General features: G+C 67.9%; 8 protein-coding genes. 1 reads left to right on the top strand and 7 read right to left on the bottom strand.

The features are described 5' to 3' along the window. Window positions 1–17: 17 nt before the first annotated feature. Window positions 18–674 carry a hypothetical protein gene (locus BLEFHOIH_RS14075; protein ID WP_088346505.1) on the bottom strand — a complete coding sequence of 219 codons (657 nt, stop codon included), beginning with the start codon at window positions 672–674 and terminating at the stop codon, window positions 18–20. Window positions 675–871: 197 nt separating this feature from the next. On the opposite strand from BLEFHOIH_RS14075, the gene BLEFHOIH_RS14070 reads away from it, so the two are divergent. Beyond that, window positions 872–1,378 (top strand): DUF427 domain-containing protein, encoded by a 507-nt coding sequence (locus tag BLEFHOIH_RS14070; protein WP_088346503.1) that lies wholly within the window; start codon window positions 872–874, stop codon window positions 1,376–1,378. A gap of 81 nt (window positions 1,379–1,459) precedes the next feature. On the opposite strand, the gene BLEFHOIH_RS14065 is transcribed toward BLEFHOIH_RS14070, so the two are convergent. The 6 genes from BLEFHOIH_RS14065 to BLEFHOIH_RS14040 all read right to left on the bottom strand — a co-directional run bounded on the left by BLEFHOIH_RS14065 (window position 1,460) and on the right by BLEFHOIH_RS14040 (window position 12,725). Then, window positions 1,460–1,657 (bottom strand): hypothetical protein, encoded by a 198-nt coding sequence (locus BLEFHOIH_RS14065; RefSeq protein WP_088346501.1) that lies wholly within the window; start codon window positions 1,655–1,657, stop codon window positions 1,460–1,462. Between the two features lie 115 nt (window positions 1,658–1,772). Beyond that, window positions 1,773–2,366, bottom strand: coding sequence for a peroxidase-related enzyme (locus BLEFHOIH_RS14060; protein ID WP_088346500.1), 594 nt, complete (start codon window positions 2,364–2,366; stop codon window positions 1,773–1,775). A gap of 161 nt (window positions 2,367–2,527) precedes the next feature. Further along, on the bottom strand, window positions 2,528–3,889 hold the full coding sequence (locus tag BLEFHOIH_RS14055; RefSeq protein ID WP_088346498.1) for a hypothetical protein: 1,362 nt from the start codon (window positions 3,887–3,889) through the stop codon (window positions 2,528–2,530). Continuing rightward, a complete protein-coding gene (locus BLEFHOIH_RS14050) occupies window positions 3,886–10,230 on the bottom strand; it encodes an AAA domain-containing protein (RefSeq protein WP_088346496.1) in 6,345 nt (2,114 codons plus the stop codon). Before BLEFHOIH_RS14050 ends, BLEFHOIH_RS14055 begins: the two co-directional genes overlap by 4 nt. Then, the gene (locus BLEFHOIH_RS14045) at window positions 10,230–10,877 is read right to left on the bottom strand and encodes a 4Fe-4S single cluster domain-containing protein (protein ID WP_088346494.1); all 648 of its coding nucleotides are present in this window, start codon (window positions 10,875–10,877) and stop codon (window positions 10,230–10,232) included. The genes BLEFHOIH_RS14050 and BLEFHOIH_RS14045 overlap by 1 nt, the downstream gene beginning before the upstream one ends. 3 nt (window positions 10,878–10,880) lie before the next feature. Next, a complete protein-coding gene (locus BLEFHOIH_RS14040; protein WP_245297007.1) occupies window positions 10,881–12,725 on the bottom strand; it encodes an AAA family ATPase in 1,845 nt (614 codons plus the stop codon). Between the last annotated feature and the right edge of the window lie 206 nt (window positions 12,726–12,931).

The raw sequence follows: 12,931 nt of genomic DNA, 5'->3' as shown, positions 1-12,931 counted from the left end.
GGCAATTCGCGTGCAAGCTAATTCGTGGCGAAACAATAGAAAAGCCCGGCGCCGCCGGTGCCTTTCAGCGCGTCCTGGCTGCATCCGCCCCGCGAGGGATGCGAGGAATTCCAGGATTTTGCCGGCGGCTGGTCGTTCAGGCCCATGCGGTCGTGATGGCCCAGCATGGCGGCGCCGTCCGCGCCGCTTTTCGTCCAATTGCCGCAGGTTCGATCCTCGCCGGCGGCAAAAGCGGTGCCGTCGGGCTGGGAGCCCGTGAGCATGTCATGGGTGTTCGGCGTATCGCCGCGCCCGTTCACCGGGTCGCCCTTCTCGGTCAGGGCGGTGGCCTTGGTCAGGTTGTTCTCGCCATGCAGCTCCTCGACGCTCTTGGCGATGACGACGCCCTTGGCATTCTGCCACGGCCCCTTGCCGATGCGATCCCGCGCGTTCACCGCGCCGCTGCCCTGGGTCGAGAGATAAGCATGCCAGCTCTTGCTGCCCGCGCCGACGCCCTGGGCTAAAGTCTGGCAGATCTTGTCCGCCCCTTCGAGCCCGCCGAGGTCGGCGCCCTTGCCCGAACCGGAGCTGGCGACGAAGAAGCTGATCGCATTCTCCTGCGCCTGAGCGAGGCCGGGCGCGAAAGAAAAAGCCGCCGCAAGCGCCAAGCCCGCCGTGAATATGAGACGTGGCATCCGTTTTCTCCCAAATATTGTTTGAATCGATCCCGGCCCCGCTATTTGGATGAGGCATGAGATCGCGAGCGCATGATAGCGCCGCCAATATCTTCATGCTACGACGGCGGAGTAGGACGCCTTTGGTCGGAAGCCGATCAGCTTTCCAAATCGATTGTCACGGCGCGGGGTGCGCCGGTTTTTGTAAGGTGAAGACAATGCCTGTGAGGGATGCCGGCCGGCGCGCGACGCCTGGGGCCGGGCAGGAATCGGTGTGGAATTATCCGCGGCCCCCGATGCTCGACCGCGTCACCGAGAGGCTGCGCGTCGTGCATGGCGGCCGCACCATCGCCGACACCACGGCGGGCTTCCGCGTTCTTGAGACCAGCCATCCCCCGGTCTATTATTTCCCGGCCGGCGACGTGAGCTTGGAGTTTTTGAAGCCCGCCGGCGGCCGATCGGTCTGCGAGTTCAAAGGCGCGGCGCGCTATTGGTCGGTCGAGGTCGATGGCCGGCGCTCCGAGCAGGCGGCCTGGAGTTATCCGGACCCTTCGGCGAATTACGGCGTGCTGAAGGATTTCATCGCCTTTTATGCGTCGCGCGTCGACGAATGCTGGGTCGGCGACGAGCGCGCCAAGGCGCAGGAAGGCGACTATTACGGCGGCTGGATCACCTCGAAGGTGGTCGGCCCGTTCAAGGGCGCGCCGGGGACGTTGAGCTGGTAGCGCGGCGGATCCCGGCGCTTTGAGGGCGATCCGGGATCCGATGCCTATTATCGATCGTCCGCAGGATGGCGGATCCGCCCCTTACTTCCCCTTCTTCGCCGCCGGCTTCTTTGCCGCGGCGCCCGCGGCCGGCTTATCTCCAGCCGCGCCAGCATCGGACTTGGCGCGGAACCGCTCGACCATGGCCTGCTTGGCCTTGGCGGCGGCGTCGAGGCGGTCCTGGAGCTCGGGGCTCTTGCGCGATTTCACTTCGCTGCGACCCGGATTCTTGCTGGACATCGTTGTTCACCTTTCATGATCGTCTCCCGGCGCTGCCCGCGCCGGATCGCTCGCCTCATCCGGTCTATCCGATTTGCCGCGAGACGTCCTTATATCCAACCGCAAGGCAGTTTGTTCAAGTGGATCGCGCTTGGCCCGGATCGCGGCCCATGGCGTAGAATTCGTCATTCGGCCGCATGCCCGTGACATTCGCCATACGGTTGCTCAGGCTGAACAGAGCGGTGACGGCGGCGATGTCCCAAATGTCCTCGTCGGCAAAGCCGTGTGCGCGCAGGGCCTCGAAATCTGCTTCCGCGATGGTGCCTGAGTCGCGGGAGACCTTCATCGCGAAATCCAGCATGGCCGATTGACGCGGCGTGATGTCGGCCTTGCGGTAATTGACGGCGACCTGGTCGGCGATCGTTGGGTTCTTGGCGCGGATGCGCAGCACGGCGCCATGCGCGACGACGCAATAGGGGCATTGGTTGGCGCCCGAGGTGGCGACGACGATCATCTCACGCTCGGCTTTGGTCAGGCCGCTATCCTTGTCCATCAGCGCGGCGTGATAGGCGAAGAAGGCGCGGAACTCGTCCGGCCGGTGCGCCAGGACGAGGAAGACGTTCGGCACGAAGCCGGTCTTGTCCTGGACTTCGAGGATCTTGGCGCGGATGTCGTCGGGGAGACCGGCGATGTCAGGCACGGGAAAGCGGCTGATCGGCGCGGCGCTCATGGGTGTCCTCCTGTCGGCTCGGCTGCATGGTGCCCACGGGCCGGCCGCGACTCAGCCAACCGCGCATGGGGCGTTCGAAAGGGCGCCCCGGCGCTCGTGGCTGAGGATTTTATAATATTTTTTGGCGCCTCGCGTCCCCTCCCCTTTCACTCCGCCTCACATCACGTCACGCCCCGCGCTCTCGGCCCGGCCGTTGCGGCGTCCTCCCGCGCCGCCTCGCGCGCGGGCAGCGGCTTCTGCGCCGCCGAGCCCGGGCCTTCTTCATGCACGATGTCGGCGGCGAAGCCCTCCGCCTGCATCAGCGCGTTCAGCGCCCGCAGATCGTCGCACCAGCTTTGCTCGACCTCGACGTCGCGGCGGTTGACGCCGTCGCCGCGGCCGGCATGGGCATAGGCGCGGACTTTCGATTGGATGCGGCCGTTCGGCGGGGCGGATAATTGCACGTCGTAATTCGGCTCGCCGGGCCGCTGGATCTCGAGCTGCGTGCCCTCCGCCCATGCCTCGCCCTGCAGGCGCAGTTCGTAGCCGAGACCGCTCAGGGCCTTCAGCATGGCGGCCCGGGCCAAGGCGCCGTCGCGGCGCTTGGCTTCCGCCGCCGCCAGCGCGCGCGCTTCGTCGAATAGCGCCCTCGCCTCGCCGACATCCGCCGCGCGCCGCAAGCGCTCGCGCATGATGTCGGCGGCCGGGCTGTCGAAAGGGGTGAGTTCGGCGAGCGCTTCGCCGGTCAGCCGCGACAGGTCGCGGGCGGCGCGGCGGCCGGCCTCGCGTTCCGAGATCTCGATCACCAGCGAGTCGAGCTGCATCGCCCTGGTCGAGCCATCCGTCTCCCCAGCGATGGCGAGGACGCGGTCGATATAATGTCCGGCATCCTCGTCGAGCGCCGAAAGCTGCGCGATCAGCCGTTCGACGCGGGAGCGATCCGCCTCCCCGGCGAGCGGCGGTACCAGCGCCTGCCGGCCCAGGCCGCTAATCCGCTCTGGAGGCGGCGCATCCGGATGCCGCAGCGCGCGGGCCAGTTCGGACTGGGCCGCTGAGACGGCGCTGGCCGCCGCGCCCGACGCCGCGTTGAGCCTTCGCGCCAGAACCGCCTCGATCTTCGCATCGGCCGCGTCTAGCGCATCGGCGCGCATCATCTTGGCGCCGCGCGCGATCGCCTCCAGCAACGGCTTTTCCTCGCCGGAGGCATCGCCCGCCAGGGTCCGCGCGGTCAGCTCGAGGCGGAGGCGGCGCCCCTTGGCGGCGGCAAGCTGCTGTTCGAGCCGCTGCTCGAGCGCGGGCAGGCTGTCATAGAGCCGGTTATAATCCTCGACGAAATCGTCCCAGCGCTGCTCCGCGACCGCCCGGTCGTAGCGGGCGAGCGTCTGCGGCAGGTCCTCTCCCTCGACGGGTTCGAAACGCTCCAGCCTCTCGCGCAGCGCCGCGCAGCGCCGCAGCAGCTCCCGGACCTGCGCGATCTTTTGCAGCGCCGCGCGCCGCTCCTCCTGCGTCGGGACGCGATAGTGATAGACCGCCAGCTTGCTCATGCCTGCGCCTCCGTTGCCTCGCGTGCCGCCTGAAGCAGTCTTTCGCGCTCGCCGGCGGGATCCTGAACCCAGGCAGCGGACACCACCCGGTGCAGCCGCATGCCGGAGCGCAGCAGCAGTTTCGGCCGCCAGATCTCCCTGGCGCGCGCGCTCGCCAGCAAGGCATGGCGGGGCGCGTCGAACTCAATGCCGAGGGCGTAGAGGCCGGTCGCGGGATGGGTGACGGCGATGTCCATGGCGAAAGCGTCGTCCGCCGGCATCGAGCAGGCGTCGAAGCCATGGCGCCAAAGCAGATCGAGCGCATCATCGACCAGCGGGTCGGGCTCGCGCATGCCGCCGTGATCGGCGGGCTGGTCGCCGCGCGGAAAAACGTTCAGCAGCGTCATCGCCTCGGCGAAATCGCCCGCATCTACAAGCTCGCAATAGCGCAGATAGGCTTGCAGATAATCGCGGGCGAGGTTGGGCTCACGGCGGCCTCCGAGCAGCGTCGAGACGTCGGACGTCGGCATCGAGGTGAACAGCAGCACCTTCTGCTTGGCGCGGGTGACAGCCACATTCAGCCGCCGTTCGCCGCCCTGCTGGCCGAGCGCGCCGAACACGCGCTTGAACACGCCGTCCTCGTCCCGCCCGAAGGTCGTCGAAAACAGCACCCAGTCGCGCTCGTCGCCCTGCACGTTTTCCAGGTTCTTGACGAAGAAGCCGACATCCTCGTCGCGGTCCTTCCGGCTGCTTTCGCGCTCGAAGGCCTTGCCGAAATTGCGGTCGCTGTCGGCGCGCTTGGCGAGTTCGGCGCGGATGAGATCGGCCTGCTTCATGTTGAAGGTGACGACGCCGATGGTCGGCGGCGCCGGGTTTTCGCGCCAGAGCCGGCCCAGATAGTCGACGACCGCGGCCGCTTCGTCCGGGTTGGTCTGCGCGCTGTAGACGCCGTCAACGCGGTGCAGCTCGATCGGCTTGAACTTCGCGACCTCGGCGGAGGGACGGCGCACCGGGACGTTCAGGCGGCCGTCATAATAGGCGGCATTGGAGAAGGCGATCAGCTCCCGGTAGGCCGAGCGGTAGTGGATGTCGAGGCTGGCTTGCGGCAGCAGCCCGCGCGAAAGCGCCAGCAGGTCTTCGCAATCCTTGACGTGACGGCGGCTCTCGCTGAGCTGGCGGCGGCTGCGTTCGGCGCTTTCGGCCTCGGCATCGCCGGTATCGGTGTCGACCCAGTCGTCGTCATCCTCATCCTGCTCGCCGGAATCCAGGCGCGATCCGAAGAAGCTGGTCGGCGGCAATTGCTTGTCGTCGCCGCTGACGATACAGCGCCGGGCGCGGAAGAGAGCCGGCACGGCATTGGCGACGCGCATTTGCGAGGCCTCGTCGAAAATGACGACGTCAAACAGCCCGGCATCGAGGGGAAACATCCGGCTCACCACGTCCGGATTGACGAGCCAGACCGGCCGCAGCTTGAACAGGCCGAGGCCGCGCCCCTGCTCGACCACCTGCCGCAGGCGCTTCGAATTCCCCCCAGAGAGCGGCCAAAGCGGCGTCCAGGATTGCAGGCTCGAAAGCTGCCGGCCATCGACATGCGCCAGCACCTTGAGATTGGCGTCGCGCATCTTGGCGTCGAGATCGGACAGATGCGCGACGCGCTCGTCGATCTGCTGGCGCATCTGCAGGAGCTGCGGGAAATCATTTTCGATCTCCTGCTTCCATTGGCGGGCGGCTTCACAGCGGAGCAGCGCCGCCAGAGCATCGCGCCGCCCTCGCGGGTCGAGATCGCGCAGGCGCGTCGCCAGCGGCCCGAGCGCGGCGAAGACCGCCGCCGCTGCCGGGGACAGCGCGCGCGACCGCAGGCGAAAGGCCTGATAGGCGAGGAGATGCGGCAGCGCCGCCTCGATTGCGGCGAGCGGCAGGCGTTGCGGCCGGTCTTCCGCGATGTCGGCGGCGCATTCCTGCGCGGAGCGGGCATCGATGCACGGCTTGATCGCGGCAAAGGCGCTCCCCGCGGCCATGCGCGTTTCCGCCACCGCCGTCGCCTGGACGAGCCGTTCCAGGAATGCGGCGAAGGCGGTCGGCGGGGCGCCGCCGTCGATCTCGAATTCCGCGTCGAAGGCGGCCCGCCAGGCCTCGCCGGCCAGCGGACACGCATCCAAACGCCGGGCGAAAGCTTCGAAGCGGTCGAGATCCGCCGCCAGCGACTTGGCTTTGCGGATGACGGAGCGCAGATCGGAGGCCTCGCCGCTGTGATCGATCCCCAGGGCTTGGCTGATCTGATGCAATTTGGATGCGGCCTTGCGGGTTTCCCGCTCGAGGCGGGCAGCCTGCGCGAAGGCGGCGCAGCTTGCCTCATCCAGGGGGAGGCCGAGCTTGCGCATCGCGGCGCGGGCGGTGACGCGGGCCGCGAGCCGCACCGGGCTCATCTGCTCGAAGAGCGATTTGGCCGGCTGGAAATGCACGCCTCGCCGTGCCGCAAGCGCCAGGCTGCGTTGATCGAGCACCTTCGCATAGGGGGCAAACGCCGCCGCCCAGCCGGGCGCGGATAGGCGGCTGAGGCGATCCAGCAGAGACGCGAGCGCGCGCCGCTGTTCGGCGCCCGCCGCGCGGCGCGGACCGTTCGCGGAGAACAAGGGCTGCCAAGCGACGACGCAGGCGAGGATTTCGGGTCCGGTGGCGCTCAGCGCGGCGGCATGGGCCCGGAGCCAGTCGGCCGCGGGTCTGGGATCGGCGACCGGCAATGGGCGATCGCTTGCCGAGCCGGGCCGGCGGTAGGCGGCGATGGCATCGGCGCGCCTCGTCTCGCAGGCCTGCCAGAAGCGAAAATCCTCGGCAATCCGCTCGGCAAGGCCGGCATCGACCGGAAACGCGGCAAACACGGCCAAGGGCGACCCGTCGACATGCCCGTCTATCCAGGCATCGACCAGCCCGGCGCATTCACCGACCGCCGCCTCGAGGCGCCCCGGATCGAGCGGCCCGAGAATGTTGCGCAAGGCAGGGGCGGCAAGCCCTCCGGTGCGGGTGCTCTCAGTGGCGATGCGCGACAGCACATCGCGATAGGCGTAACCGAGACGCCGGTGCGGCGCGTAGATCGCCTCATGATAGGCGTCGAGATCGGCTTCGGTCTGATCGATGCGCGCCGCCAGTTCCAACCGCCGGCCTTGCCTTGCCGTTGCATAGCGGTCGTTCTGATGCAGCAGCGGCGGCACCTGCGCCTGCAGGGCCTTCAGGATCTTTGCGCGGTCGCTGACCGTGTTCTCTACCCGGAAGACGCGGTGATCGAGGCCCTCCGCCGAGAGCCGCTTATGCACGACTTCGAGCGCGGCCTGCTTCTCGCAGACGACGAGAACGGTTTCGCCACGGCCGAGGCAATCCGCCACCACATTGACGATGGTCTGGCTCTTGCCGGTGCCCGGCGGCCCTTGCAGGACGAGCCCGGGCGCGGAGCGGGCGCTCAGCACCGCGCGCTCTTGCGAGGGGTCGGCCTCGAGCGTCGAGAAGCGTTCTGCTTCCGACGGGCGGCGAGGCGGCGGGGGGAATTCGGCATCCTTCAGGCGGAACAGGCATTCGAGCGCCGTCGCCTCGAGCGGGCGCTTCTGCAAATGCCGCAAGTCCTCGACAATGGCCTGGCTGGCGAAATCCGCCAGGAACAGCACGGCGGCGGAATGAAGCTGGGGCTGTCCAGCCTTGCCGGCCGCCGTCGCCTTCGGGATCGGAGCGACGGTGGCGCCTCCGGCCAATGGCGCGACCTCCTCGAAGGCGGTCAGCACATCGCTCGCATCGGCGATGCCGCCTTGCAGCAATTGCTCGGCGAGAAGCTGCCAGCGCGCGCAGACATCGGCCCCGAGGATGGTGTCTAAGACCGGATTGAGCTGCACTTCGCGCTCGGTGTCGAAGCCGAATTTTACCGCGCCCGTCGCGCCGGCCTGGATCGAGATCTTCAGCGGCCAGAGCAGCACCGGCGCGATCTTGACCGCCGAGGCACCATCGCTCTTGGCCTCCTTCAGGGTGAGGATCGGATAGCCCAGCATCAGCGCATTGACGCCGGTGTCGCGGCGATAGGTGCGAGCCTGCGAATCGAGCCTGCGCAACCGGTCGACGACCGGCTGCTCGGGCCGTGACCGCCCCGTCAGGCCGCAATCATATTCGCGGCGCGTGACGATGGCCTTGAGCACGTCCTCCCGGATCTTCGGGCCGCCCAGATCGACGAGATCGACCCGCGCCGAGGATTTCGAGGTTTTGAGCTGGACGAGCGGCCCGCGCTGTACGCCGGACAGCACCTTGCGCTCCAGGAAACCGAGGACGTTGCGGACGTAGTCCTGGTGCGGCGGTTCCCGCCAGTCCTGCTCCGGCACAGCGAGGACGACGATGGCGCGCGCAAGGGAAATGCGCTTGTTGCTCTCGCGGTAGCGGTCGACCCATTCGTCGACGGCCGGGCGTCCGCAGCGGGAAAAGCCGGGCAGTCTTTCCGCGAGCTGGTCGGCGAGGTCGGCGCGCGGCAATCGCAGCAGAGCACCGGCGGCTTCCCGGTCGAACTCGGGCACGCCGGCGGCCTCGGCCAAAGCCTCGGCTTCGCGCAGGACCTCTTCCCTGGGCTTGAACGCGCCGGCTTCCACGCTGAGGAGCAGCAGCATATCCTCGTCGGTCAGCATCCGCCGGTCGAACATCGCGGCGAGCGCCGGTGCGGCTGCGTCGGGGAAAAGCTCGCGCTTCTTGCGCCACTGCGCATCCAGCGTGGCGGCCGATGCCGTCAGCCGGAGGACGGCGAATTGCTCCGCGTTCAGAGTGAGCCGCAGGTCGCGGATGCGAGCCTTGACGCGGTCGGCGCGCTCGGCGAGTTGGACCAGCCAGCGATCCTTATCGCGCTTCAGATCGCGCAGATGCCGCTGGGGCGCTGGGGCCAGCCAGGCGCCGCCCTTTTGCGGGTCCGCCAGCAGCCAGTTCGGGCCGATGATTTCGCCGCGCTCGCAAAGCGGCAGATCCTCGCTCAGCGCCGCGAGCGACAGCGCGACGCGGTGATCTTCCGCCAGATTGATGTCGGCGGCGATCTTGCGCAATTGCGTCAGGCGGCGGCTTTTGGGGTCGATCTCCTCGAGCCAGCTCGCGACGGCGCCGCTTTCCAGAATGGCCGCCGCCTGCGGCCAGTTCTCCTCCTCCGCCGCGGCGAGCGCGAAAGCTGCGGGCGAAACATAGCGGGTGCCCTTGAACGGCAGCGACGGGCCCTGCTGCGGCGCCTCGGCTCCCGGCTCGTCCTGCGCGGTGCGGATGCCGCGCTCGCCGTCGGCCCAGCGCATGGCTTCGTCCGCCTTCCAGCGCTTGCCGTGATCCCGCGTCAGCAGGCCCCTCAGCAATTCCTGCCAGCCGGGCTCGAGGTCCTTGGGCACCGCCACGCCGCGCGTGACCAGATGCAGGAGGAAGGCGCGATCCTGCACGCCGGCAAAACAGGCGCCGTCCGTCGCCAGCTCCAGCAGGATGATGCCGAGGCTCCACCAATCGGAGGCGCTGGTCGTTGCCTCCGCGATGGCTTCCGGCGCCATATAGCGGCTGGGCTGCCGGATGCGGGCAATTTCGACGTCGAATTCGGCCAGATTGGCGGTTGCGAAATCGGTGATGGCAAGCAGCAAGGGCAGCCGCGAGCGAACGCGCACCACGGCAGGTTTTAGCCCGCCATGCCGCAAGCCAAAACTTTCGAAACTGGCCAGCGTGCGGATCAGACTGGCGGCGACCTCCTGCAGCAGCGCCGGGTTCGGGCGAAATTGCGAGCGCAGATCATCGAGCGTCGGCCTGTCGATGTGCTCCCAGACCTCGAAGGCGCGCGCGCCGAGCCGGCCATGGCCGAGCAGCGCCGCCGCCATGCCGGGTTCGAGCCGCCCGAGCGCGGGATAGATGGCCGGATCGGGCTCGACGCCGGGCCGGTAATATTTCAGCAGCACGGTTTCCGGGCTGTGCTCCGCGCGGGCGAGGAAAAGCTCCGCCTCGTCCGCCGGGCCCGGCAGCGGGGCCAGGATCTCCCAGTCGCCGATGTTTTGGGGCGGCGGGTCGGGATTGGGGGCGTGCCCGGCGACGATCTCGCCGCAGGTCAGGCAGAGGGCGTCATCCTCATCGACCGGATGCCCATTGGGGCAGGTACCCGCGAGGATTTCGGGCGCCGGAGGTTCAGGAGGCGCCGGAGGGGGCGGAGAGGCCGGCTGATATGGTTCGGGCTCGGGCTCCTTTAGCGCCGGCGGCGCGGGTGCCACCGAGACGGGATAGATATCGTGCAGCGGGAACTGGCAGATATTGCCGTCATCGAGAATCTGTTCGCAGACGAGTTCCGTCGCCGGGCGTTCATGGCCATTCGGGCAATGCCGCACATAGTCCATCAGGAAGCGCCCCCCATGCGGCCGGCCGATGTCGCGAGCCTGATGCCTCGAGTGGCGAGTATATGCGAAAGCCGGTGGAGATCGCCACGGCGCGGAACGCCGGCGATCCAGACCGATCCGTCCGCGCCCGAGACCAGATCGAGCGAACCGGCCCGCGCCGTATCGAGCCCCGCGAAGCGCTCGGCGCCCAGGGCGGTGAGCAGATGCAGGCGCTGATTGGCCGAGCCGCGGATGGGCCTGTCGGTCGGCAACGCCTCGACGAACGGTTCGCTGATCAGCGCGTCGATGAGCGACAGCGCCCGGCCATGCGCCGCTTCGAGGACGCCGAACGCATAGCCCGAATAGGCCAGCACATCGCCGTCGAAGCTTTGGCGAAGACCGGCGAGCAAAGCCAGCAGTCCCTCCGGCTGGTCGAAAGGTTCGCCGCCCGAGATGGTCACGCCGTCCGCTTCCGCGAGCCAGGGCGTGATGCGCGCGACGACCGTCTCGACGGGCTCGCCTGCCCGCGAGAATGACCAGGTGTCGCGGCTCATGCAGCCCGCGCAACGGATCGAGCAGCCCTGGAACCAGATGCCGATCCGCCGTCCCGGCCCGAGCGCGGTGATGGGGAAATGCAATTTCGACAGCGAAAGCCTGGGAACCGTCATGGCTCAGGCCACCCGGCGGGCGATTGTCAGCGACGTGACGCCGCCCGCTTGCTCGACGCTGTCCACCGACAGCCGCTCCCCGGCCCGCATGTCCAGCGCGAAAGCGGCACGCGCCAGCGGATTGACGAAATGCGCCTCCAACTGGTTCCGCACGCCGCGGCCGCCATTGGCGAGGTCGGCAAGGCAGATCTCGGCGAGGGCGGCGCGGGCGGATGGCGCAAGCTCGATTTCGACGCCCTGCTCGGCACGGACATCGGCCAGGATGCGCGCCAGCATGGCGTCGAGAATCTCCTCCGCGATGTCGGGGCGGATGAAGTCGAAGACGATGATGTTCTCGCCGATGCGGTTCAGCAGTTCCGGCCGGCCGATCTCCAGCTTGAAATGCCGCTCGATCTCGGCGCGCACTTTGGCCCGCATCTCGTCCAGCGGCTCGCTCGGAAACACGTTGGCGGCGCGGGTGCCGTCCGGCAGCGCCCGGGTGATGCCGAGATTGGAGGTGAAGACGATCAGGCTTTCGGAAAAATACACCCGCTCGCCGCGCCCCGATGTCAGCACGCCGTCATCGAGGATCTGCAGGAATTTATCCAGGATCTTCGGGTGCGCCTTCTCGATCTCGTCGAACAGCACGACCGAGAACGGTTTTTCGCGGATGGCGTTGGTCAGCTCGCCGCCGGTATTGTAGCCGAGATAGCCGGGCGGGGCGCCGATCAGCCGCTGGTCGGAATGTTCGAGCGAGAACTCGCTCATATCGAAGCGGATGTAAGCGCTCTCATCGCCGAACAGCAGGCCGGTGATGGTCTTGGCAAGCTCGGTCTTGCCGACGCCGGTCGGTCCCGCCAGGAAGGCCACGCCGCGCGGACGCCCGCCGCGCTTGCCGCCGAAGCCGGTCGCCGCCCGCTTGACGATGTCGAGCATATGGCTAACGGCATGGGGCTGGCCTTTCACGCGCGCGGTGACCGTCGCCTCGGCCTGCGCGAGCTTCTTGCGGTCGATCTTGCGCCAGGGATCTTCCGTGACGCCGAGCTTGTAATGGCGCACCGCCTCGGCCACGTCGGGCGCGGCCAAACCTTCTTCGCGGGCAAGCTGGGCGATGGATGCGAGGTCGATCACAAGCAGGCCCTCGGAGCCTTCGACGAAGGCATCCTCCGCCTTGGCCAGCGCGTCGGGCGTGGCGTCGCCGGCGGGAAGGCTGCGCATCAGGCCGTGCACGACGCTGCGGCGGACGACGTGATCCGGCTTGGGGATCGGGATATGGCGCAGGCGCGGATTGCCGATCACGAACCAGTCGGGCAGGTCGCCCTCCTTTTCGACGACCCAGACGATGGGGTTGAAATAGGGCCGCCGCGTCTTCGGATGAGGGCGCGGCTCGACCGCGTTCGCCGTGACCAGCGCGCGAGTGAAGCCGCGATGTTCGAGGTCGATCATATGCTCGGGCCGCACCACCAGCCGCGCCGCGAAATCCGCGATCAGCGCCGTCGGCTCAGGGGCGGCGAAGGCGAGCATGGTGGCGATCTCGAAAAATTTCTCGGTCGAGGCCGGCGCGCGCCCCGCGGCGTCGAAACTGATGCCGAATTGCGCGAAATAGCCCTGATCGGCTTTGACGTCGCGTCCGAGGATGCCCGGCACGCCAAAACCGCGCGCCGGATCAAAGCTGATAATGCGGCCGATGCCGGCCTCCACCAGTTCCGCGCCGAGATAGGACACCAGCGGCAGGATCAGCGGATCGCCCGAGGGGGCCGGGGTCGGATAGCGGTCGCGTACATTGCCCGAAAGCACGAACTGGCTTTTCAACGGCAGAAAGCGCAGGAAATCTTTGGCCCAGCGGGGCTTCTCGAAGAGCTCGCTCAAATTGAATACCGCAAAACAACGAGAGTTACTGGCAGAATGGCAGTCCGCTGAAGTAGCCATAATGTCTTAAACCGTTGGCCGAGGGAGTCAATCGGCCTCGCGGCGGGACGGCGCGGCGTCGCCACTGCGGCAGGAGCTGAGGCCCGCTCGCCACTCCGCAATTCGGTGAGGAGAGGTCGATGCGACACGCAAATGTCTCCCAGGAG

The organism is Rhodomicrobium sp. R_RK_3 (assembly GCF_002198715.1).
GTDB lineage: Bacteria > Pseudomonadota > Alphaproteobacteria > Rhizobiales > Rhodomicrobiaceae > R-RK-3.
This window is presented reverse-complemented; position numbering and strand designations above follow the sequence as displayed.